Source organism: Streptomyces spinosus (genome assembly GCF_020400655.1).
Taxonomy (GTDB): domain Bacteria; phylum Actinomycetota; class Actinomycetes; order Streptomycetales; family Streptomycetaceae; genus Streptomyces; species Streptomyces argyrophylli.
The window spans coordinates 309,662-332,711 of the sequence record NZ_JAINRC010000006.1 but is presented as its reverse complement, the minus strand read 5'-3'; the positions used below and the strand labels follow the sequence as shown (position 1 = coordinate 332,711).

Sequence of the window (23,050 nt, the reverse complement as noted above, 5' to 3'; positions counted from 1 at the left end):
GGTCAGAATCCCCGGAAGACGCCGTCGTCGTCCGCGGCGTCCACGAACTCCTCCCAGTCCATGTTGGCGAGGGAGATGTTGTTCTCGACCGCCCACAACTGAGCTGCAACCACCCGGAGTTCGTCGAAGCCCCGCTCCGGCGCGTCCTCCTCGCCCGTCAGGACGGCCAGCAGCGGCATCTCCGATCCGCTCAGGGCCTGCAGGTCCGCCAGGATCAGCAGGTCGTCCTCGGCGGGCGCGAGCGCCACGATCTGCTCGGTGGTCAGGTCGCGGTAGGCGGGGTCGTCCACGATGTGCAGCGCCGCGAGGAACCCGTCCTCCTCGTCGGGGGTGGTGACCACCGCGCACAGCCTCCGCCAGGCGTCCTCGTCGGAGAAGTCGGTGCGGATCAGCAGGGTGTCCTCGTTCTGCGGCAGGCTCTTCACGGCCGGATCTCCTGAAGGGGCGGGCGACGGCCGGGCCGTACGGCACCGGCACACATGGCCTGCGCATGTTAGCCAATCGGGCGGACACACGTGTCGGTACGTAGCCATGCGTCACGGATGACGAACGGCGACGCCGCGGGTGTCGGCCCGGACAGCGCTGCCGCGCGCCTGCCCGACCAGGGTCCCCGATCAGGCTCGGCGGGCGGGTGGCGGCGCGGCGAGCCGGCCGGCGCGGTCACGCGCGGCATGGGCGGCGGGGAGACGCCCGGGCCGTTCGCGGTCGCCGCCGCGCTGCCTGGGGGCGGCGCACGCCGGGCGTCGAAGCGGCCCCACGTATGCTCGTCGCCATGAGCGCCGCACAGCCCGCCCGTAAACGCGACGGCGCCGCGACACGCGAGGCGATCCTCGCGGCCGCGGTCGTCGAATTCACCGAGCACGGCTACGCCCGGGCCGGGGTACGGCAGATCGCCGAGCGAGCGGGTGTCACGGCGATGATGATCAACCGTTACTTCGGCTCGAAGGAGGGCCTGTTCGCCCAGGCCGTCGACCGTGCCTTCGGCCCACCGACCATCGTCGGCGACGAACTCCCCGGTCTGGCGCACTCCATCGCCCGCACGCTCGCCGAGCGTACGACGCCCGGCGCCGAGCCGCTCGACCCGTTCCTGCTGTTGCTGCGCTCGGCGTCGGACCCGGAGGCGGCGAGCATCGTCCGGCAGGGCGTCGAGACCCACGTGGGCGCCCGGCTCGCCGGGCTGCTCGGCGGCTCGGACGCGGACGTCCGCGCTCAGCTCGGGCTCGCGCTGGTCGCCGGTACGTGGCTGCTGCGCAGCGTCGTCGGCATCGGCGCGCTCGCGGCGGCCGACAACGAACGCCTCGCGGAGATCCTCGCCGGCATGCTCCGCCCGGTCACCGGCGAGACCGACGCCACGTCCACGCCCGCCGCCGGCCCGGACGGCGCGGAGGGCTAGGAGGTCACGTCGCCGCGTCCGCGTCCCAGCCGGGACGCGTCGGCGGGCATGTCGTCCGCTCGCGCTCAGAACGCGGACCGGATGAGCCCGCCGTCCACGCGGATCGTCGCTCCGCTGACGTACTGGGCGTAGTCGCTGCACAGGTACGCCACCGCCGCCGCGATCTCGTCCGGCTCGCCGAACCGCTCCTGGTCGTTGGGGATGAGTGCCTCGACGGCGTTGGGCTGGATCTCCTCCCAGGTGTGGCCCCAGCCCCGGGCGGGGCCGATACCGGTGACGAGTTCCTTGGTGGCCTCGACCAGGATCGCTCCGGGTGACACCACGTTGGAGGTGACGCCGGTGCCCTTCAGCTCACGGGCCAGCGACACGGCGAGGTTGTGCCGGGCCGCCAGGGTGGCGTTGTACTGCGGGTGGGTGTTCATCGGCTGGGAGGCGAGACCGCCGCCGATCGTCACCACCCGTCCCCAGCCGCGCTCCCGCATCGCCGGGACCAGGTGCTGGATCATCCGGACACCCGAGACGACGTTGACGTTGTAGGTGTCCCGCCACTCGTCGGGGCTCGCCTGGGCCCACGACAGGTGCCGGTAGAAGCCGGCGTTGTTGACGAGGATGTCGACGGGACCGTCGGCGGTGGCCGCACGGGCCACCCCGGCGGCGGCCTCGTCGTCGGACAGGTCGCCGAGAACCGCGGTGGCGCTGCCGCCGGCCTCGCGGATCTCCCGCGCGACCTTCTCCGTGCGTTCCTTGCCCCGGCCGTGCACCACGACCGCCGCGCCTTCCGCCGCCAGCAGCTTCGCGGTGGCCTCACCGAGCCCGCTGCTCGAACCGGTGACGAGTGCGCGCTTGCCGGTCAGATTGAGGTTCATTGCTGTTCTCTCTTCTGGGACTCCATGCCGTGGTGGCAGGGAAGGTGTGTCACTGGCACCAAGTATACAGCCGTAGACTTTTTTGTTCCCGTGCGAACCGTGGAACCCGCACGGCCCGGGCGGCATCATCAGGGGCAAGCGACACGCAAAGGAACAAGGCGACAGCAGTGCACCCACACAGCGCGACGCGTGCCCCCGGAGGCATGGCAGGCCCGGGGACCGATGTCCGCGAGCGTCTCGTTCCGCCCTTCCCGCAGCCGGCGGACCGCCTGTGGGAGCGCACACGTCTCGGTCCGGCGCGTGCGCAGCGCGTCGCGAAGGCGATGGACTGGCTGGGGCCGGTGCTCGTCGCCGTCCTGGCCGGGGCGGTCCGGTTCCGGCACCTCGGCCGGCCGCGCGGCCTCGTCTTCGACGAGACCTACTACGCCAAGGACGCCTGGTCCCTGCTGCGGCTCGGCTACGAGGGCACCTGGCCGGACCGCAAGATCACCGACCCGCAGATCCTCGCGCACCCCCAGGCGGTCCCGCTCTCCGACACCGGGGCCTTCGTCGCGCACCCCCCGACGGGCAAGTGGGTGATCGCCCTCGGCGAGTGGATGTTCGGCCTGGACCCGTTCGGCTGGCGGTTCATGACGGCGGCCCTCGGCACCCTGTCGGTGCTCATGCTGTGCCGGATAGGCCGCCGCCTGTTCCGTTCGACCCTGCTGGGGTGCCTGGCCGGCGCGCTGATGGCGCTGGACGGTCTGCACCTGGTGATGAGCCGTACCGCGCTGCTGGACCTCGTGGTGATGTTCTTCGTCCTGGCGGCGTTCGGCTGCCTGCTGATCGACCGGGACCGCGCACGGGCCCGGCTCGCGGCGGCCCTGCCCGTCGGCGCGGACGGCCGGGCGCGCCCGGACGCGCACACCGGTGACCGTGCCGGGACCGGGGCCCGCCCCTGGCGGCTCGCCGCCGGCCTCTTCCTGGGACTGGCGGCCTCCACCAAGTGGAACGGGCTCTACGTCCTCGCGTTCTTCGTGGTCCTGACCGTGCTGTGGGACGTCGGCGCCCGCCGCGTCGCCGGGGCCCGCCGCCCGTACCGGGCGGTGCTGCGCGAGGACCTGGGCCGGTCGTTCCTGTCGTTGGTCCCGGTCGCCGCGATGACGTACCTGGCGACCTGGACCGGCTGGTTCCTGTCCGGCAAGGGTTACGGACGCCACTGGGCCGACGGCCGCGGCGGCACCTGGTCGTGGGTTCCCGCCCCGCTGCGCAGCTGGTGGCACTACGAGTACGGCGTCTACCAGTTCAACGTGGGGCTGCACTCGCCCCACTCGTACGAGTCCAACCCCTGGAGCTGGCTGGTCCTGGGCCGCCCCGTGCTCTTCCACTACCAGGCTCCGAAGCCCGGGCAGGACGGCTGCCACACGGCGGTCGACTGCTCGCAGACGGTCCTCGCCCTCGGCACACCGCTGCTGTGGTGGTCGGCGTGCTGCGCCCTGGTGTACCTGCTCCACCGATGGGCGCTGCGCCGCGACTGGCGGGCCGGCGCCGTCCTGTGCGGGGTGGGCGCCGGCTATCTGCCCTGGTTCCTCTACCAGGACCGCACGATCTTCTCCTTCTACGCGGTGGTCCTCGTGCCGTTCCTGTGCCTGGCCGTGACGATGCTGCTGGGAGCCGTGGCCGGCCCGCCGGGCGCGGACCGCGGACGCCGCACGGTGGGCGCGGTGGCCGCGGGTGTGCTGGTCCTGCTCATCGCCTGGAACTTCGTCTACTTCCTCCCGCTCTACACCGGGCAAATGATCCCGTACGCCGACTGGCACAGCAGGATGTGGCTCGACACCTGGGTGTGACGGCACGTACCAGGTTGCCCGCTATTGCGCGGAAGACGCATATGTGTTCCGCTCTGTGTACTGACACCCGACACCCGACACCCGACACCCGAAACCCGACACCTGACACCAACACCGACCCGAGGAGAACACCCCATGCTTCGCAACGGACTGGAACCCTGGCACCTGCTCATCGTGGCGGTCGTGCTCATCGCGCTGTTCGGGTCGAAGAAACTCCCCGACGCGGCCCGCGGTCTGGGCCGCTCGATGCGCATCCTCAAGAGCGAGGCCCGGGCCATGCGGGAGGACGACGCCGTCGAGGGGGCCGCCGCCTCCGCCGTCGCGCAGGACGGCCGCACCCCTTCCGCCGGGACCGCGACGACAGGGCCCGCCACCGAACGCTGACCGCCGCCGCCCGGGCGACCGGGGCCGTGTCCGCCGGTGCGCACCCGCCGGGCCCCGCCTGCCGCGGCCCACGGGCCGCCGGAGGACGAAACGGGGCAGTCGTCCGACGCAGGGACGGAAGGCCCCGTCGCGCCGGTGACGCAGTCATTCGACGGATGTGTGCGCGATGTCGGTTCCCCGACACTGATCAGGTGCTGCTCGCACGCGCCGAACAGCGAGCAGGCGGGCACCGGCCCGCGCGGCTGGCCCGCCGCCCCGGACGCGCTCACGACCGACGAAAGGCGACCCGTATGCCCACCTTCGCTGACCACGTCATCGCCTCCCTGAAGGCTTCCGGCGTGCGGCGCCTGTACGGCCTGCCCGGCGACTCCCTCAACGGCCTGACGGACGCCATACGCCGGGACGGGGACGTCGACTGGGTGCACGTGCGGCACGAGGAGAGCGCCGCCTTCGCGGCTGCGGCCGAGGCCGGGCTCACCGGTGAGCTGACCGTCTGCGTCGGCAGCTGCGGTCCGGGCAACCTGCACCTGGTCAACGGCCTCTTCGACGCCCAGCGCAGCCGTGTGCCGGTCCTCGCCATCGCCGCCCAGATCCCGGCCGGTGAGATCGGCTCCGGCTACTTCCAGGAGACCCGCCCGCAGGAACTGTTCGCCGACTGCAGCGTCTACGCCGAGGCCGTCACCAGCCCCGAGCACGGTGCGCGCGTCCTGGAGATGGCGATGCGGGCGGCCGTCGAGCGCAGGGGCGTCGCGGTCGTCGTCGTACCCGGTGAGATCTTCCTCGGCCGGACCGGCCGTGACCTGGCTCCCACGGTGGTGCGCCCGGCCAGGACCGTCGTGCGCCCGGACGACGCCGATCTGCGCGAGGCCGCGGCGCTGCTGAACGACGGGCAGAAGGTGACGATCCTGGCGGGCGCGGGGGCCGCCGGCGCCCACGACGACCTGGTCCGGCTCGCCGAGACCCTCAAGGCACCCGTCGTGCACGCCCTGCGCGGCAAGGAGTACGTCGAGTACGACAACCCCTACGACGTCGGGATGACCGGTCTGCTCGGCTTCGCCTCCGGTTACAAGGCGATCGAGGAGGCCGACACCCTGCTGATGCTGGGCACCGACTTCCCCTACCGGCAGTTCTATCCGCGGGGCGCCAAGGTCGTCCAGCTCGACATCCGCGGCGAGCAGATCGGCCGGCGCACCCACGTCGACCTGCCCCTGGTCGGCAGCGTGCGCGACACCCTGCCCGCGCTGCTGCCGCTGCTGACCGTCAAGAGCGGGCGGGGGCATCTCGACGAGGCCCTCGCCCACTACGCCCGCACGCGCAGGTCGCTGGACGCGCTCGCCGTCAACGACCGCGAACGCACCCCGATCCACCCGCAGTTCGTGGCCCGCACCCTGGACCGCCTCGCGGACCGGGACGCGGTCTTCACCGTCGACGTCGGCTCCCCGGTGGTGTGGGCGGCCCGCTACCTGACCTTCAACGGACACCGGCGGCTGCTCGGCTCCTTCAACCACGGGACGATGGCCTGCGCCCTGCCCCACGCCGTGGGCGCGCAGGCGGCGTACCCGGGCCGTCAGGTGGTCTCGCTGTCGGGCGACGGCGGGCTCACCATGCTCCTCGGGGAGCTGTTCACCCTGCGGCAGAACCGCCTGCCCGCCAAGATCGTCGTCTTCAACAACGGCTCGCTGAACTTCGTCGAGCTGGAGATGAAGGCGGCCGGCATCGTCAACTACGCGACCGAGCTGGACAATCCGCGGCTCGCCGAGGTCGCCGCCGCCGTCGGGCTGTGGGCCCGCAGGGTGGAGCGGCCGGGGGACCTGGAGGACGCGCTCAAGGGAGCCTTCGCGCACGACGGCCCCGCCCTGGTCGAGGTCATGACGGCCCGCCAGGAGCTGTCCGTGCCGCCGGCGGTCACAGTCGAGCAGGCCAAGGGTTTCACGCTCTACGCGATCCGCACCATCCTGTCCGGCCGGGGCGAGGAACTCCTCGACCTGGTCACCACCAATGTCGCCCGGCGGGTCCTGCGCTGACCGGCCCCCGGCCGGCCGCCGACTGAAACATGTGTTTCGATGACATGTGTGCGCCAGGGCACATGTGAAGACGCTTGCCTCGGGCAATCGGGCACCTGCATGGTTGCCTTGAGCAATAATATGGGGAGGCACGTGTGGCCGACAGAGCCCAGTACGAGGAGCTGATGCGCCAGCTGAGCGCCATCGGATCCGTACGACGAGAGCTGGGCCGGATCCTTCCGGGCGGCTGCTCCAGCGTCGCCGCCACGGTGCTGGCCCTGCTCGGCCACGACGGCGACATGCGCATCGGCAGGCTCGCGGAACTGCTCGCCGTCGACATGTCGGTCACCAGCCGCCACGTCGCCCATCTGGCCGCCCGGGGCTGGATCGACCGCAGCCCCGATCCCGCCGACCGGCGCTCGCGCATCCTGCGCCTGACCCCCGAGGGCCGGGCCATGCTCACCGAACTGTCCGCGCACACCGCGCGGACGCTCGCCCGGCGGCTCAGCGGCTGGAGCGACGAGGACGTCCGCCGGCTGACGTGTCTCATGGCCCGGCTCCGGGAGAGCTTCGAGGACCCGTGGACCGGACGCGAGCCCTGGGCGGAGCAGCCCCCCGGGACGGCACAGGACCCCGGCGCCGGACCGTCCGACGAGCGTCCACCCCGTACACCCGCTGTCACCACGTAAGGACGACACACCCCATGACAACCACCCCGAAAGCAGGTGTGCGGGCCCACGCCCGTCCGGGAGGAGGTTCGCCCGACGCGCCGATGACCCACGCGCAGATCATGCGCGCCCTGTCCGGACTGCTGCTCGGCCTGTTCGCCGCCATCCTGTCCTCCACCGTGGTCACCAACGCGCTGCCCAGGATCATCGGTGACCTCGGCGGCGGTCAGAGCGCCTACACCTGGGTCGTCACCGCCTCCTTGCTCGCGGTGACCGCGTCGACCCCGCTGTGGGGCAAGCTCGCGGACCAGTTCAGCAAGAAGGCCCTGGTCCAGTCGGCGCTGATCGTCTACTGCGCCGGCTCCCTGGTGGCCGGTCTCGCGCCCGACCCCGCGACGCTGATCACCGCCCGTGTCATCCAGGGTCTCGGCGGCGGCGGACTGTCCGCGCTGGCCCAGGTCGTCCTGGCCGCGATGATCGCTCCGCGCGAGCGCGGCCGGTACTCCGGCTACCTGGGCGCCACCTTCGCCGTCGCCACCGTCGGCGGGCCGCTGCTCGGCGGTGTCATCACCGACACCGGCTGGCTCGGCTGGCGCTGGTGCCTGTTCGTCGGCATCCCCTTCGCGCTCGTCGCGCTGGTGGTCCTCCAGCGGACGCTGAACCTGCCCGTGGCCAAGCGAGACGTCAAGGTCGACTGGGCCGGCGCCTTCTTCGTCACCGCGGCCGTCTGCACCCTGCTGATCTGGGTCACCTTCGCCGACGACAAGTACGCCTGGCTGTCCTGGCAGACGTACACCCTGGTGGGCGCGTCGATCGTGCTGGCGCTGATCTTCCTGTTCGTCGAGACGAAGGCCGCCGAACCGGTCATCCCGCTGCGGCTGTTCCGCAACCCCACCATCGCCCTCGCCTCGGTCGCCTCCCTCTTCGTCGGCATCGCGCTGTTCGCGGGCACCGTCTTCTTCAGCCAGTACTTCCAGCTGGCGCGCGGCGACTCACCGACCAGGTCGGGCGTCATGACGATCCCGTTCATCGCGGGGCTGTTCGTCTCCTCCACGGTCTCCGGACGGGTCATCACCCGCACCGGCAAGTGGAAGGGCTGGCTGCTGACCGGCGGTGTGCTGCTGACGGCGGGCCTGGCCCTGCTGGGCATGCTCCGCTACGACACCCCGTACCTCTTCATCGCGCTGTGCATGGCGCTGATGGGCCTCGGCGTCGGCATGACCCTCCAGAACCTCGTGCTGTGCACCCAGAACCAGGTCGCCCCGACCGACCTCGGTGCCGCGTCCTCCACGGTGACCTTCTTCCGTTCCCTCGGCGGCGCGGTGGGCGTCTCCGTGCTCGGCTCGGTCCTCACCACCCGGATCGGCCACTACGCGCGCGAGACCGTCACCCGGCTCAGCCCGCCGGACCGGGCCGTGGCCGCCAAGACCTCCGGCGACGGCAGGCTGCCCGACCTCGCCCTGCTGCCCACCCCGGTCCGCACCTGGCTGGAAGGCGCCTACGGGCACGCGATCGGTGACATCTTCATGTACGTCGCCCCGGTCGCGCTGATCGCCTTCCTGGTCACCCTGTTCATCAAGGAGGTCCCGCTGCGCGCCTCCAGCGGCCTGGTCCAGGCGGCGCAGGCGGCCCAGGCCGCGGAGACCGCCGAGGCCGTCGCCGGGATGCCCGTACCGGCGGAGGCCGTCGACACGGACGCGCAGGTCCCCACGCCCGGAGGCGTTCCGGTCAGCGGCCGGGTCAGCGTCGACGGGAGCGAGCCCGTCCCGCGGGCCGTGGTCACGCTGACCTCGCCGCAGGGCCGGCGGCTGGGCCGGGCGGAGGTACGGGCCGACGGCTCCTACACGCTGGACGCCCCCGGCTCCGGGCGGTACGTCCTGGTCACCTCCGCCGACGGCTACCCGCCGCAGGAGTCCACGATCGTGGTCGACGACGAGTCGGTCGTCCACGACGTCCTGCTGACGGCACCGACGGGCTGACCGGCACGACGCTGGCTGGACGACGTGTCGGTCGTCCACGACGTCCTGCTGACGGCACCGACGGGCTGACCCGTACGACGCGGCCGTGCCGGTCCCGCCCTGGACCGGCACGGCCACCACACGGCAGGCCGGGCTCGGTCGGCACACGGGCGGCCTGCATGTCGACCCACGTGTGCGCGAGCCGCCGACGCCCGGCACCAGCTCAGCCGACCTCGCCGCCCACCGCCCGGGTCACCGGTACCGCCGCCGCCCGTACACCCGGTGCGAGCGCGGCGAGCACGCCGATGGCGCCGGCGCCCGCGAACAGTGCCAGCAGGGCCGCCCACGGCACCGAGATCACCGCGCCGTGCTGTCCGGCCACCGCGGCCACCCCCGCCGCGCAGCCCGCGAGGATGCCCAGCCCGGCACCCAGCGCCGACACCACCACCGCCTCCACCCGCAGCATCGACCGCACGCCCGCGCGGTCGAGACCGACGGCGCGCAGCAGGCCGATCTCCCGGGCCCGCTCGAAGACCGCCATGCCCATGGTGTTGGCCACGCCCAGCGCCGCCACGGCGACCGTGACACTGAGCATCGCGTACAGCACCGACAACAGCGGGCCGAAACCGCGCTCCGCCTCCCGTGCCGCATCCGCCCGGTCCTGGACCAGCAGCACCGGATTGTGCAGGGCCCGGCGGATCTCCTCCTTCAGCGCGGCCGTGCGGCCGGGCTCGGCACGCACCAGCACCGAGAGCACCCCACCGTCCGGGGTACCGCTCCCGGTCACCGCGCCCTGCGGCAGCAGGGCCGGGCCGAGGGCGTCGGGGCCGTCGTAGACCGCGACGATCAGGCGGTCGAGCGCCGGGCCGTCCGCCGCGCCGTCGTCGTCCAGACGCCTGCCGGAGATCCGGTCACCCAGGTGCCACCCGTGCTCCTCGGCCAGGTCCCGTGTGACCGCGATGCCGTCGGCCCGGCCGGCCAGTTCGTCCAGGTCGCCCGCGCGCACCGTGAGGTCGGCGAGCCGGTCCCGGCCCACCGCCCGCGGATCCACCACCGCGGCCCACAGGTCGGAGCCGTCCCGGAGGCGGAAGCCGGCCTCGCGGACCGCGCTGACCGCCGCCACGTGCGGCAGCCGCGCCACCCGCGCCGCCGTGTGCGCGCCGATCCGCGCGTAGTCGACCGCGGTGATCCGCAGGTCCGTCGGCATGGCGGCCTCCGCCTCCCGCCCCGCCGTGGCGCTCAGCGAGGACAGCGCCACGGTGACCGCGCCGACGAGCGCCACGCACACGGTGAGCGCCCCGGCGGTCGCCGCCGTACGCCGTGGATCGCGGCGCGCGTTGGCCAGGGCCAGGGTGCCGCGCACCCCGGTCAGCAGCCGCACCGGCGCGCGCAGCGCCCGGGTGACGGCGTCCGCGAGCCGCGGCGTGAGCAGGATCAGCCCGGCCAGCAGCACCGCGGTGGCGAGCGACAGGACCCCGAGGTCGCCCTCGCCCGCCGCCATCAGCAGCGCGCCGGCGGCGGTGGCCGCGAGGCCGGCCAGGGTGCGGCGCCGCAGCGTGGCGGCCGGGGCCGGCAGGTGCGTGCGCAGGGCCGCCACGGGGGCGACGGCGCAGGCCCGCAGGGCGGGGACGTACGCGGCGGCGGCCGTGAGACCCACGCCGACGCACAGGGCCGTCAGCAGCGGAACGGGCGACAACAGGGCGGGCGGGGCGGTGCCCGCGGGCCCGGCGGCCGGTCCGAACAGGCCGGCGAGCAGCGTGGCCGCGCCCGCCCCGAGCGCGTACCCGGCCACGGCCGCCACGGCTCCGACGACGGCCGCCTCGGCGAGCACCATGCCCAGCACCCGGCGGCGGCTCGCGCCCACCGCGCGCAGCAGGGCGTGCTCACGTGCCCGGACGGCGCTCAGCATGGTGAAGGTGTTGCTCACCAGGAAGGCGGAGACGAACAGGGCGATGCCGGCGAAGAGCAGCAGGAGCGTGCCGAGCTTCTTCCGGTCGGGTGCCGCCGCGGCCTCCCTGTCCAGCTCGGCGCGGGTCACCGCGTCCAGGCCGTGCGGCAGGACGCGTGACGCCCGCTGCGCGAGGGTCCGCGCCGGGGTGCCGGGGGCGGCCGTGAGGGTCACCGACGCGTACCGGCCGGGCGCCGGCGCGAACAGGGCCCGCGCGGTGGCCGCGTCGAACGCGGTCACCGTGCCGCCGGCGGCGGTGGCGGGGTCGTACACGGTGAAGACACCGGTGAGCCGTACCGTACGGACCTCGCCGGTGACGACGACCCGCACCCGGTCACCGACCCGGCGCCCGGCCCGCTTTGCCGACCACCGGTCCACGGCGATCTCCCCGGGGCCCTGCGGGCCGCGCCCCCGCGTCATCGGGTAACGGGGGTCGGCGCCGTGCGCGTCCGGCACGAAGTTCACCCCGACGCCGGCGGACGGCGGCCCCACCAGGGTGCCGTCGCGCCCGACCAGGAACGCCGGGCCGCGCAGGGTGCCCCGGGCCGCCGCCACCCCGGGCAGCGCGGCGAGCCCGCGCCGCAGCGCCTCGCCGGGTGCCGCGCCGCCGCCGGTGGGGCGCACCTCCACGGACACGTCCGGGCGCGAGGCCCGCTGGAGCCGCTCGGCACCCCGGGCCAGGGACTCGGTGTACAGCAGGGAGCCGCTGACGCAGGCGACGCCGATCAGCACGGCCAGGGCGGGCAGGACGAAGCGGTGCCGGTCGCGGAGCACGGAACGCGTGACGGTACGGAGCATGGGGCCTTCCAGCGCTGCGGTCGGGGGCGGGGTGCCGGGGAGCCGGCGGACGGTCCGATCCTGACCGGGCCGGGGCCCGCGCGGATCGGCCGGAGGTGCGAAGTGCGGGGCGCGCACCTGGGCGTCCCTCGGCCGAACGGACGAGGCGCGGCGGCGGGGGAGCGCCGTACCCTCCCCGGCATGAACCAGCTCTTCGACGTCCCGGCGGGAGGCAGGCGGATCGCGGCGGCCTGCGCGGCGGTCCTGCTGACCGCCGCGGCGGCCACCGAGGGCGCCGACACCGGCTCCCTGCCGCTGGCCGCCGCCTGGACGGTGTCCGGCGGCCTGCCGCTCGCCGCCGTCGCCGTGCGCCGGGACCGCTTCGACGCGGTGGCCGCCGCCGGTGTCCTCGCCTCCTGCCTGGTGACCCTCGTGACCACCCGGGTGGCCGCCCGGCCCGACACCACCTTCGGGCTCGTCGAGACCTCCGCCCTGCTGCTGGTCGTCGTCCGGGCGGTGCGCCTGCGTCCGCCGCCGCGCGCCGCGGCCCTGGCCGGCGGGGCGCTGGTCGCGCTGACCGTGATCCTCCTGCGGCTGCCGCCGTCCGAGTACGCGCCGCTGGTGCCGTTCGTGGTCCCGGCGCTCTGGTTCGCCGCCGCCCTGGCGACGGCGCTGGGCCTGTACCTCCGGCTGCTCGACCGTTACCGGGCGCAGGAGCACCAGGCCGGGCTCCAGGCGCAGCGCCTGGAGTACGCGCGGGAACTGCACGACTTCGTCGGCCACCACGTGACCGCGATCGTCGCCCAGACCAAGGCCGTGAGGTACGCGACGGCGGCCGGGCGCCCCCCGTCGCCCGAGGAACTGGACGGCATGCTGGCGGCCGTGGAGGAGGCCGGGTCGCAGGCCATGCAGTCGATGCGCGCCATGGTGGCGGTCCTGCGCGCCCCCGGCGGCCCGGCGGCTGCGGGCGCGGAACTCGCCGACCTGCGCGCCCTGACCGAGCACTGCTCCGCGGCCGGCCCCGCCACCGCTCTCACCCTCGATCCCCGCCTCACCGCCGCCGCGCTGCCGCCGGGTGTGGCCGCCACCGTGCACCAGGTCGTACGCGAGTCGCTGACCAATGTGCGCAAGCACGCGCGCGGGGCCGGGGCGGTCACCGTCGACGTGCGGCTGGCCGGTGACACCGCCTGCCCGTCCGTGCTCGTGTCGGTGACCGACGACGGACCGGACGCGGCCGGGAGCGGCGGGGCGCCCGCCGACGCCGACGGGGGGGAACCCTCCGGCAGGGGCGCCGGGGCCGCCCGCTGCGGGTACGGACTGGTCGGGCTCGCCGAACGCGCGGCCATGGTGGGCGGCACCGTGACCGCGGGGCCGCGGCCGGGCGTCGGCTGGCTCGTCGAGGCCCGTATCCCGCTGCCCGGCCCGCTGCCCGCCCCCGGGGACGACCGGCGTCCCGGTGACGACCGTACGACTGCCACCCTGGAGCCATGACGATCAGCATCCTCATCGCCGACGACCAGCAGATGATCCGCTCGGCCTACGGCATGATCCTCGGCGCCCAGCCCGACATGGAGATCGTCGCCTCGGTGGCCGACGGCGGCACCGCGGTCCGGGAGGCCCGCCGGCTGCGTCCGGACGTGTGCCTGCTGGACATCAGGATGCCGGGCGTCGACGGTCTGGAGGCGACCCGGCTGCTGGCGGGCCCGGAGGCGCCCGACCCGCTGAAGGTGCTCATCGCCACCACGTTCGACCTCGACGAGTACGTGTACCGGGCGCTGCGCAACGGCGCCCAGGGTTTCCTCCTCAAGGACGGTTCCCCCGCGCTGCTCGTCGAGGCCGTGCGGGCGGTGGCCGCCGACAACGCCCTGATTTCCCCGGCGGTGACGGTCCGGCTGCTCCGGCACATGACCGACGCCGTGTCCGACGCCGTGTCCGCGTCCGGCTCGGGGAAGCCGGCGCACCGGCGGCGCGGCTCGTCCGGGACCCGCCCGACAGCGCTCGAACTCCCGCTCACCGCCCGCGAGCTGGACGTCGTACGACTCGTCGCGCGCGGCCGTACCAACGAGGAACTGGCGGCCGAGCTGCACGTCTCCCTGTCCACCGTCAAGACGCACCTCGGCAGCGTCCAGCGCAAGCTGGCCGCCCGCAACCGGGTGGAGATCGCCGCCTGGGCCTGGGAGAACGGGGTGTGCGCCGGGCAGAACACGCGGGGCCCGGCCGGCGACTGACACCCGGGACGCGCTGGGGAGGAGGCCGGCACACATGTTTCTCGCCGTGGCCGGCCGGCGTGACGGGGCGCACCCCGGCTTCGGGTCCGCGCGCTGATCGGGCGGGCCGCCGAGGGGGTGCGGGCGGCCGAGGCGCGACCCGCCCGGCGCCGCCCGTCCGGTTGCGGGAGGCCCCCCGGGCGCAGGCGGAGTTACCCCTGCATGGGTGGTACACAAACCGTAGGGCTCCCCCTATGGCCCCGCCGTCCGACCGTTGGGCATGCTGAGGTCATGTGCATCAACATCGTCGTCGTCGACGACGACCCCGGGTTCCGCCGCATCGCCACGACGCTGCTGACGGCACGGGGCCTGCGTGTCGTGGCGGAGTCCCGGGACGGCGCCTCGGCCCTGGCCGCGGTGCGGGCACACCGCCCCGACGGACTCCTGCTCGACCTGCACCTGCCCGACCTGGACGGACTGAGCGTGGCCCGTCGGCTGACCGAGGAGGAGGACCCGCCGCGGATCGTGCTGACCTCCACGGACAAGTCGTTCTGGTCGCAGGAGGAACTGCGGAGAGCGGGAATCGAGTCCTTCGTCGCCAAGGACAAGCTGTTCGACGCCGACCTGAAGGGGATGTTCGCCCCCTCGGCGCCGTGAGCCGCCGGCCCCCTCGTCACTGTCCGAGGTAGCGCAGCACCGCCAGCACGCGCCGGTGCTGCCCGGAAGCCGCCTGGCTGAGCCCCAGTTTCATGAAGATGCCGGTCACGTGCCGCTCCACGGCGGCGACGCTCACGAAGAGCTTCTCGGAGATACCGGTGTTGGAATGGCCCTCCGCCATGAGGGACAGGACCTCCCGCTCCTTCGGCGTCAGCGCCGCCAGCGGGTCCTCCGGGCGCTTGCGCCCCAGCAGGGCCGAGATGACGTCCGGGTCGAGGGCCGAGTCGCGGGCCACGACCCGCTCGACGGCGTCTATGAGGATCTGGGGACTGGCCACCTTCTCCTTCAGCAGGTAGCCCACCCCGCTCGGATCGTCCCCGACCAGGTCGAGCGCGTAGGAGGCGTCGAGGAACTGCGAGAGGACGATCACGGCGGTCTCCGGCCGTGCCGCGCGGATCTTGCGTACGGCGTCCAGGCCGTCGGCCTCCAGGGCCGGCGGCATCCGGATGTCGGTGATCACCACGTCGGGCCGGTGCTCCTCGGCGACGCGGACGAGATCCACCGCGTTGTCGACGGACGCGACGACGTCGATGCCCGCGTGCCGCAGGATGGTCGCGATGCCCTCGCGTACGATCGGCTGGTCTTCTCCCAGCACCGCCCGCAGTGGTTGACTCATGGCGGAATCCTAGCCTGCGGTGTGTCGTGTCGAGTTGACGAGGGAGGAGAGGGAAAGCCGCCCCGCACGCCGCCGGTTCGCGTGGCGCCGGGGCGGTAGCGCCAGGATGGGCGGCCTGGACGGCGCCGCCGCTTACACGGAGACCGGGGCGGAATCGACCTCGCGCGCGTACAGGCGGGCCAGCTGGACCCGGGAGCGCACGCCGAGCTTCTCGAAGGCGTGCCGCAGGTGTGTGTTGACGGTGTGCGGGGACAGGAACAGCCGTTCCGCCGCCTCGCGGTTGGTGGCACCGTGGGCGATCAGCCGCACGACGCCGAGTTCCGACCGGGTCAGCCCGCGCCATTCCGGTTCCGGGGCGGCCAGGACCGCGGCGCCCGCCATGCCGGCGGGCCGGATGCCGAGCTTGCGGAGCCTGCCGTGCACCCGCCGCGCGTCGCGCGCCGCCCCGCACCCGGTGTAGATCCCCAGCGCCTCCTCGAAGCGGGACCGGGCCGTGCCGGCGTCGGCCGCGGCGGCGCACACCCCGGCGTCCTCCAGGGCGCGGGCCCGCAGCAGCGGGCGCGCGCTCCCCTGGAGTTCCGCAGCCCCGGCGAGCAGGTCCGCGTCCCGGGCGAACAGGCCCCGGGCGTGCGCGGCGGCGCCCGCGAACAGCGGCAGGCCGGGGTTGAGCCGGGCCCGGTCCTCGGCGAACTCCACCGCCGCCGCGGCCACGTCACGCTGCCCCGAGGCCAGCGCGGCCGCCACCAGCAGCACCACGTCCCCCGCGTCGACGCACGTCGCGTGGAGGAAGCCGCGGCGCAGGTGGTCGGCCGCCGCGCCCAACAGGTCACGGGTCAAGGGCTCGTCCCGGTACAGGGCGGTCAGGACCGTGATCCACGCGCCGGCCCTGTGCGACTGCCGGTCCCCACCCTCCAGATAGGTCTCCGCCAGGGCCGCGCACGCCTCCAGCGCGGCGTCGTCCCCGGTGTGGAAGGCGATCCGGGCGCGGGCGCACACCACGGCGGCCCCGCTCGCCGCGGACGTCCCCGGACCGTGCGGTCCGGCTCCGGCCGCCGCGAGTTCGCGTGCCGCCTCCGGCAGCCGGCCGCCGTCCAGCAGCAGCCGGGCCCGCGCGGTGCGCCACAGCGGCAGGTACGCCCGCCGGCCCCGCTGCTCCGCGTCCGTCAGCCCTCCTTCCACCAGGTCGGCAGCGGCCGTGCCGTCGCCGGCCAGGCCCAGCAGCGCGGCCCGCCAGACCGTCGACAGGACCACTTCGGGGAGGGCGGCCCCGTACGCCGGGTCCAGCTCGGCGGCCTTCGCCGGCACCGACTCGCTGTGTCCGAGCGCCTCGGCCCACCGCTGCCGGTGGCAGGCGCTCATCGAGCGGAGGGTGCGCTGTGTCAGGTCGTTGAGCGGGTGTGTGCCCCGGGCGTGCGTCAGGGACCCGGCCAGGGCTCCGCCGGCCTCCTCGGCCTCGCCCGCCAGCAGACGGTTCAGCAGCGTCGTCGACACCAACTGGTCCTTCACCTGCTGCGGCACGCCGCGGTGGGCCAGGGCCCGGCGCAGATGCGCCTCGGCCTGCGCCACCGGGAACGGGCCGCCCATCCGGGTCAGTTCCAGGCACACCCGCGCGTGGGTGGCCGCGTCCGGCGGCACCTGGACCACCTCACGGGCCAGGGCGCGGGCCTCGGCGGCGTCACCGGTCTCCCACAGCAGCGGAACCAGCCGCGCCGCCAGCCGCATCCGCCGGGGCGCCGCGTCCCGGCTCAGCTCCACCGCGCGGCGCAGGTGTGCCGCCGCCGTCGCGGGCGAGTGGGGCGCCAGTTCCCGCGCGGCGGCCTCCAGGACGCGGATCGCGTGCTCGTCGCCGGGCTCGGCCAGTTCGGCGATCTCCGCGGCGAGCGCCGCCGGGGGTGTGCCGTCCGCGAGCCGCAGGTCGACCGAGCGCCGGCGCACCGACAACCGTACGGGCGGCGGCAGGGTGGCGACGACGGCGTCCCGCACCGACGGGTGCGCGAACGACAGGTGCTGCTGCCCGGCCCGCATCAGTCCCGCCGTCAGCACCTCGCGCAGGGGGCGCAGCAGGGCGGGCTCGCCGCGGCCGAGCACCCGGGACAGGTGCCGGACGGTGAGGCTGTCGCCCAGCGCGGAGGCGATCAGCACCAGCTCCCTCGCGGGCTGCGTCAACTGGTCGAGCCTGCGGGCGGCGACGGCCCCGGCCACCGGGTCCTCGCCGGCACGGGCACCGCCGGCGGTCCCGGTCCGCGCGGCGAGCAGGCCGCACAGCTGCCTGACGGCGCCGGGCAGGCCGCCGACGAGGGGCAGGTACGGATCCGCCTGCGCGGCCCGCGGCCCCAGCAGGTCCCGGACCAGCAGCCGTACGGCATCCGGTTCCAGGGGCCCGACGTCGAGGGGGACCGCCCCCTCGGCGAGCAGATCGCGCCGCAACGACTCCACGGCCGGAGCGTCGAGGTGGGACCGCGCGGCGAGCACCCACAGCAGCGGCAGCCCGGCGAGCCGTGCGGTGAGCCTGCGGACCGCGAGCAGGGTCGGCTCGTCGCAGTGCTGCACGTCGTCCAGGACGACGAGAAGCGGCCGGTCGCGGGCGAGGTCCCGCAGCCCGTCCTCCACTCGCCGCGTCGACTGCGACGGAGAACCGGCCTCCGGGTACGGCGACCCCGGCCCGGCGTACGACCACCCCGGTTCGCGGCGCGCGGTACCGGGCTCTCGGGGCGGGGGAGTGCCGGGCTCCCCGCTCCGCGCGGCCGGCGGCGACGCGAGGGCGTCCAGCAGGGGGGCCAGCGGTGGCATGCCGTGCCCGGCGACTCCGCCGCAGGTCAGGGTGAGGGCCCCGGCGGGCGCCGCCTCCTCGGCGGCGAAGGCGAGCAGGCGGGACTTCCCGGCGCCGGCGGGCCCCTCGACCCACAGCACCCCGCCCTCGTCACGGTGGAGGAGCCGCAGCACCCGCTGAAGGAGCTGGTCCCGCTGCCGCCCGTGCCCGCGCGTCACCGCCGCGGGCACGGGGACGGCGGCGCCGTCCGTTCTCGGCGGGATGTCAGTCGCCTGGATCAAGGCAGCCTCCAGTGGTCCGTGTGCCACGCGGCCGGTGCCCCCGGCTGTGCGGCACGGCCGCGAGCCCGGCCGGTCCGGCAGCGGCCGGCCGCGTCCCGTCGACGGCCCGCACACGTGGTGTGTCCTCGGTTCCGCCACAGGATGTGCCGTCGTCACCTCCGGTGGCTGTCAAGCACACCTGAGAGGCGCCGGGGGGCGCACTCCACGGGCGATGTGGGGACAACCCGACGTCCGCACGCGTGCCGTCCCGGAACCGGCCGCCCAGGCTCGGCAGGCGCGACCGCTCCGCCGCACGTCACAGGGCCGGTGCCGGCCGCGGTGTGGGGTGGGCCCTACACAGGCGCGGGGCAGTCCCCAGGAAGGCGGAGGGAGCACACGACAGACCCGGATGCGGCCCGGTTCCGAGACTGACGCTTGTGTCCGGGGGTCGCTCCACACCGGCCGGCCCACCGGATCGGACACGTTTGACCGACGGAACAAGAAGGCCCGCAGTGCACCGGACGCCTGCGGCTGACGAACGGGAACTGGGCATGGCACAGCTGGACACCCTTCGGGCCGGGGTCCGTCACCCCCTGGGCAGCACCGGCGTCCGGATGGTCGCCGGACCGGGCGGTGTCCTCACCCGGAAGGCGATGCTGGCCGGCTCACTGGTCTCGGCCGCCGTCGGGGGCGTACTGATCGTCGCGCCCGTCGGTACGGTGACACGGGCCGGGGCGCTCTTCGGGGTGCACCTGGCCGTCCAGGGGATCCTGCAACTGCTCGCGGTCCACCAGTCGAAGGCGTCGGCGGCGGTCCGCTGGATGCTGGCCGCCGGTGGGCTCGCCGCCCTGCTGCTCGGCGCGGTCCTCCTCCTGGGCCGGGCCGACACCGTGTTCCTGCTCGGGCTGTGGACCGGCTGCGGCTGGCTGCTGCGGGGACTCACCATGGCGGTCTCGGCCACCTCGGCCTCCGTGAGTCACGTCTTCGTCTACGACGACGTACTGAACGCGGTGATCGTCTCGGCGGGTCTGTTCATGACCGCCTTCCCCTTCTCGTCCCTGGGGCAGCTGGCCGACGTCGGCGGCTCCGTACTGATGGCCACCGGCGCGTTCGAGGCGTTCGCCGCCGCACGGCGGCACCCCCGCACCCTGCGCGCGATCGACTGAGGCACACCCCGGCCGGGGCGGCGCACTCGACCGCCGCGCGCCGGGACCCCACGCACACGACAACCCACGTTTCCAGGCCGGTCGACCGGCCGAGCCCCGAGGAGGCGACCATGAAGAAGTGCCGGCTCTCCCTGGAGGTCACGCACTGGGTGACCTCGGACCTCACCCTCACGCTGAACTCCGAGATCTCCTACGACACCCACGACCCGCTGGCCGTCACCGTCGTCCTCGACGCCGACGGCGAGCGGCCGGTGCGCTGGATCTTCGCCCGCGACCTGCTGGCCGACGGCCTGTCCGCCCGGGTGGGCGAGGGCGACGTGGCGCTGTGGCCCGTGTGCGACCTCGACGGTGAGGCGTCCTCCTTCTGCCTGCGGGTGGGAGGCGCCCGTACGGCACTCTTCGAGATCCCCGCCGAACCGGTCACGACATGGCTCGCCGGGACCTACACCGCGGTCCCGCGCGGGGCCGAGCTGGACGGGGTCGACTGGGACGAGCTGGTCCAGCTGGCGGAGTGAGACGCGCCCACCTCCGGCACGGCGCGAGCGAGCGGAGGCGGGACACGTGTCCCGCAGGACCTTCACACACCCCTCTCGGAAGGAAGACCATGCGAAGCAACCCGCGACCCCTCCTCAGCGACTGGCAGTGGCAGCAGAGCGCCGCCTGCCGCGGCATGAGCAGCTCCACCTTCTTCTCCCCTCCGGGGGAGCGGGGGCGGGCGCGCCGCGACCGGGAGGAGCGGGCCCGGCGCATCTGCGGCCGGTGCGAGGTCGCCGACATCTGCGCGGCCACGGCCCTGAGGCACGGGGAGGACTACGGGATCTGGGGCGGGATGTCGGACGCGGACCGCCGCCGGTTCGACACGGGCACCGCGGGGGCGGCCTAGGACCTGGGCAGCGGCGAAGCCCGGCACCCACGGCGACACGGCGTAGAACAGGCCGACCAGGAACCCGCGTCCGCCACGGCCGGTGGCCGGCTCCTGCGAAAGGCCCTGGGGTCCTTCGGTTGGATCAGGCCGGATCGCGAGCCCGGCATGACCAGCCCGGCATGACCCAGACGAGACGGGACCCGGGACACGCCGCCGCCGCGGACGGCGTGGTCCTCGGCGCGCTCGCCCTGGTCCTCGGCCTGTTGTCCCGTCGGGCGGGCCAACCGCCTCCCGTGACCCCACCGCCACGGCGGTACCACCACACGCACCGCTCCGCGGCACCCACGCACCACCGGCCCAGGTCGCCCGTACGACCCCGGGCATGACCGGCGCCGAACTGGCCAACCTCGCCAACGAGGCCGCGCTGCTCGCGGTCAAACGCGACCGGGACCGGGTGACCGGGCACGATCTGTCCGACGCGCTGGAGAAGGTGCAACTCGGTGCGCAGCGCCCGCTGGTGATGCCCGAGCAGGAGCGCCGGCGCACCGCCTACCACGAGAGCGGCCACGCCCTGCTCGGCATGCTGCAGCCCGGCGCCGACCCGGTCCGGAAGATCACCATCGTGCCGCGGGGCCGGGCGCTGGGAGTCACCCTGTCGACACCGGACGCCGACAGGTACGCGTACACGGAGGAGTACCTGCGCGGCCGGATCATCGGGGCCCTCGGCGGCATGGCGGCCGAGCGGGTCGTGTTCGGAGTGATCACCACCGGCGCCGAGAACGACCTCGAACACGTCACCGGGATCGCCCGCGGGATGGTGGCGCGGTGGGGGATGAGCGACCGGGTGGGACACCTGTCGGTGCTGCGCGAGGACGGTCAGCAGCCCTACGGGATGTCCGCCGCCCCGCGCACCCTCGACCTGGTCGACGGCGAGACGCGCCGGATCGTCGAGGAGTGCTACGCCGAGGCGTGCCGCACCCTGGAGGAGAACCGTCACCGCCTGGACGGTCTGGCCGCCGCCCTCCTGGAGCACGAGACGCTGGACGAGGCGGAGGCCTACCGCGTCGCGGGCGTCACACCCGCCGCCGGCGGACGGGAGGCCTGAGCGATTCGGCCCGCCGGCGGCGGCTCGGCCGACCAGCCGCGCGCGGGCGGACCGCCCCCTCCGGCACCGTGACGTACCGGCGCCGGGTGTGCGCCGCCGGCGGGCGGGACACGACTTGCCGGCACCGCGCACCTCATACCCAGCGGCTTCCAAGTCAAATGACGGATGCGTCGACCTGGTGTGTCTGTGAGAGTCGACGCCAGCGGCGCCGGCGCAGTCAGGTGCGCGGGTCCGCCTCGCGTGGGGACGTGCGGCGGCCGCCGTCCGCGGGCGTCGCTTCTCGACGCCGTGAGGGCGGGGTGCCGAGCCCTGGGGGAAGGAACGAGCGCGATGACGTCGATCGCCGATGAGCTGGAAAGCGTCTTTGACGTCATACGGCAGCCGGTCTGGGCCGTGGACGCCGATCACTCGGTGCGCTACGCGAACCCCGCGGCCGCCGAGGCGATGGGATACGACCACCCGTCCGAGCTGCTGGGCACGGACGGCCGCCCGTCCGGCCGTTCGGGCACCGCTCCGTTCGACATGCCGGGCGCTGATGGCCGGCCGTCCGGCCTTCCGGGTACTGAGCGCCGTCCGTTCGGCCCGCCGGGCATCGACGGCCCGGCGCCCGACCCGCTGGGCGCGGCCGGCCGGCCGTCCGGCCTTCCGGGTACTGAGCGCCGTCCGTCCGGTCTGTCCGGCGCCGGCAGCGGCGGCGGTCCGGCGCCCGGCTCCGGGGAGCCGGAGACCGACGGGCGGACCGGCGGCGTGAGCGGTCGGGGCACGCTCACCCGGGCCGACGGCTCCCTTCTGCCGGTCGAGTGGACCCTGGTGCCGCTGTCCCGGCCCGGTGGCGACGCCGCCCTGTACGTCTTCCTGCCCCTCGGCGAGCCGGCCCGCGCCGGGCACGCCCTACGGAACGGAGGGCCGCCCTTCCCGCTCCTTGCGCACCGGCAGGTGGAACGGCAGCGCCAGTACGCCCGGACCCTCCAGCACGCGGTCCAGGAGCGTCTGGTGCGGACCCTGCTCGGCCTGAGCCTCGCCGGGCAGGAGCTGGGCGCGGCATCCGCCCGGGCAACGGACCTGCTCCACGACGTGGTGCGCGACACGCAGGAGGCCCTGGCCGGCGTGCGGGAGGTCACCGACGCGCTGAGCCCCGGGGCCCTGCGCGCCGGGGGACTTCCCGCGGCGCTCGCCGCCCTCGCCGGGCGCAGCCCGGTGCCGATGACCGTCTCGGGTTCCCTGGCCGGGCGGCTGCCCCCGCTGGTCGAGTCACACCTGTATCTCCTCGTCGCGGAGGCCGTCGAGCGAGCCGTGGAGAACGGCGGCGCCGGCCGCGTCCGGGTGACCGCCGACGGCGGGGCGAGTCTCGTGGTCACCGTCGTGGACGACGGGGCGCCGCCCGCCGGGGAGGCGGACCTCGCGGCGCTGGCCGCCCTGACGGAGCGGGCCGCGAGTCTGGACGGCACCCTGCGCGTGCGGCACACGCCCGGCGCCGGCACCACGGTCACGGCGGTCGTCCCGCTCTGACCGTGTGAC

General features: G+C 74.7%; 18 protein-coding genes and 1 pseudogene. 14 read left to right on the top strand and 5 right to left on the bottom strand.

The features are described 5' to 3' along the window. Positions 1-2: 2 nt before the first annotated feature. Positions 3-425: a DUF6924 domain-containing protein gene (locus LG395_RS14405; protein WP_225809819.1), complete on the bottom strand. Its 423-nt coding sequence runs from the start codon at positions 423-425 to the stop codon at positions 3-5. A 347-nt stretch (positions 426-772) separates the two neighbouring features. Here LG395_RS14405 and LG395_RS14400 point away from each other — a divergent pair, with 347 nt between their 5' ends. Continuing rightward, entirely contained in the window at positions 773-1,393 is a 621-nt protein-coding gene (locus LG395_RS14400; protein ID WP_225809817.1) for a TetR/AcrR family transcriptional regulator, read from the top strand. 65 nt (positions 1,394-1,458) lie between these two features. Here the strand turns inward: LG395_RS14400 and LG395_RS14395 are convergent, their stop codons facing one another. Then, positions 1,459-2,259 (bottom strand): SDR family NAD(P)-dependent oxidoreductase, encoded by an 801-nt coding sequence (locus LG395_RS14395; RefSeq protein WP_225809815.1) that lies wholly within the window; start codon positions 2,257-2,259, stop codon positions 1,459-1,461. 203 nt (positions 2,260-2,462) lie between these two features. Between LG395_RS14395 and LG395_RS14390 the strand changes: the two genes are divergently transcribed. The 5 genes from LG395_RS14390 (at position 2,463) to LG395_RS14370 (ending at position 9,122) form a co-directional block, all read left to right on the top strand. Beyond that, positions 2,463-4,088, top strand: a complete 1,626-nt coding sequence (locus LG395_RS14390; protein ID WP_225809813.1) for a dolichyl-phosphate-mannose--protein mannosyltransferase — start codon at positions 2,463-2,465, stop codon at positions 4,086-4,088. Between the two features lie 135 nt (positions 4,089-4,223). Then, the gene (gene tatA / locus LG395_RS14385; protein WP_225809811.1) at positions 4,224-4,472 is read left to right on the top strand and encodes a Sec-independent protein translocase subunit TatA; all 249 of its coding nucleotides are present in this window, start codon (positions 4,224-4,226) and stop codon (positions 4,470-4,472) included. A 290-nt stretch (positions 4,473-4,762) separates the two neighbouring features. Then, entirely contained in the window at positions 4,763-6,496 is a 1,734-nt protein-coding gene (gene poxB / locus LG395_RS14380; protein WP_225809810.1) for a ubiquinone-dependent pyruvate dehydrogenase, read from the top strand. 134 nt (positions 6,497-6,630) lie between these two features. Continuing rightward, entirely contained in the window at positions 6,631-7,164 is a 534-nt protein-coding gene (locus tag LG395_RS14375) for a MarR family winged helix-turn-helix transcriptional regulator (RefSeq protein WP_225809808.1), read from the top strand. Positions 7,165-7,247: 83 nt separating this feature from the next. Continuing rightward, a complete protein-coding gene (locus LG395_RS14370) occupies positions 7,248-9,122 on the top strand; it encodes an MFS transporter (RefSeq protein ID WP_372463229.1) in 1,875 nt (624 codons plus the stop codon). A gap of 202 nt (positions 9,123-9,324) precedes the next feature. Here LG395_RS14370 and LG395_RS14365 read toward each other — a convergent pair whose 3' ends face one another. Beyond that, positions 9,325-11,847, bottom strand: coding sequence for an FtsX-like permease family protein (locus LG395_RS14365; protein WP_225809801.1), 2,523 nt, complete (start codon positions 11,845-11,847; stop codon positions 9,325-9,327). 180 nt (positions 11,848-12,027) lie between these two features. On the opposite strand from LG395_RS14365, the gene LG395_RS14360 reads away from it, so the two are divergent. From LG395_RS14360 to LG395_RS14350, 3 genes are all read left to right on the top strand, one after another. Beyond that, positions 12,028-13,317, top strand: coding sequence for a sensor histidine kinase (locus tag LG395_RS14360; RefSeq protein ID WP_225809798.1), 1,290 nt, complete (start codon positions 12,028-12,030; stop codon positions 13,315-13,317). Next, positions 13,314-14,054, top strand: a complete 741-nt coding sequence (locus LG395_RS14355; protein WP_225809795.1) for a response regulator transcription factor — start codon at positions 13,314-13,316, stop codon at positions 14,052-14,054. The genes LG395_RS14360 and LG395_RS14355 overlap by 4 nt, the downstream gene beginning before the upstream one ends. 270 nt (positions 14,055-14,324) lie before the next feature. Then, entirely contained in the window at positions 14,325-14,690 is a 366-nt protein-coding gene (locus LG395_RS14350) for a response regulator (protein ID WP_225809792.1), read from the top strand. 16 nt (positions 14,691-14,706) lie between these two features. Here the strand turns inward: LG395_RS14350 and LG395_RS14345 are convergent, their stop codons facing one another. Continuing rightward, positions 14,707-15,366 carry a response regulator transcription factor gene (locus LG395_RS14345; protein WP_225809788.1) on the bottom strand — a complete coding sequence of 220 codons (660 nt, stop codon included), beginning with the start codon at positions 15,364-15,366 and terminating at the stop codon, positions 14,707-14,709. A gap of 132 nt (positions 15,367-15,498) precedes the next feature. Continuing rightward, positions 15,499-18,417 carry a helix-turn-helix transcriptional regulator gene (locus LG395_RS14340; protein ID WP_225809786.1) on the bottom strand — a complete coding sequence of 973 codons (2,919 nt, stop codon included), beginning with the start codon at positions 18,415-18,417 and terminating at the stop codon, positions 15,499-15,501. Positions 18,418-18,947: 530 nt separating this feature from the next. Between LG395_RS14340 and LG395_RS14335 the strand changes: the two genes are divergently transcribed. The 5 genes and pseudogenes from LG395_RS14335 (at position 18,948) to LG395_RS14315 (ending at position 23,041) form a co-directional block, all read left to right on the top strand. Next, on the top strand, positions 18,948-19,562 hold the full coding sequence (locus LG395_RS14335; RefSeq protein ID WP_225809784.1) for a hypothetical protein: 615 nt from the start codon (positions 18,948-18,950) through the stop codon (positions 19,560-19,562). A 110-nt stretch (positions 19,563-19,672) separates the two neighbouring features. After that, positions 19,673-20,077: an SsgA family sporulation/cell division regulator gene (locus tag LG395_RS14330; protein ID WP_225809782.1), complete on the top strand. Its 405-nt coding sequence runs from the start codon at positions 19,673-19,675 to the stop codon at positions 20,075-20,077. 89 nt (positions 20,078-20,166) lie between these two features. Further along, entirely contained in the window at positions 20,167-20,445 is a 279-nt protein-coding gene (locus LG395_RS14325) for a WhiB family transcriptional regulator (RefSeq protein ID WP_225809780.1), read from the top strand. Between the two features lie 337 nt (positions 20,446-20,782). Further along, positions 20,783-21,532: pseudogene (locus LG395_RS14320) on the top strand (ATP-dependent metallopeptidase FtsH/Yme1/Tma family protein); the annotation flags it as partial. Positions 21,533-21,862: 330 nt separating this feature from the next. Further along, on the top strand, positions 21,863-23,041 hold the full coding sequence (locus LG395_RS14315) for a PAS domain-containing protein (protein ID WP_225809779.1): 1,179 nt from the start codon (positions 21,863-21,865) through the stop codon (positions 23,039-23,041). The last annotated feature ends 9 nt before the right edge of the window (positions 23,042-23,050 follow it).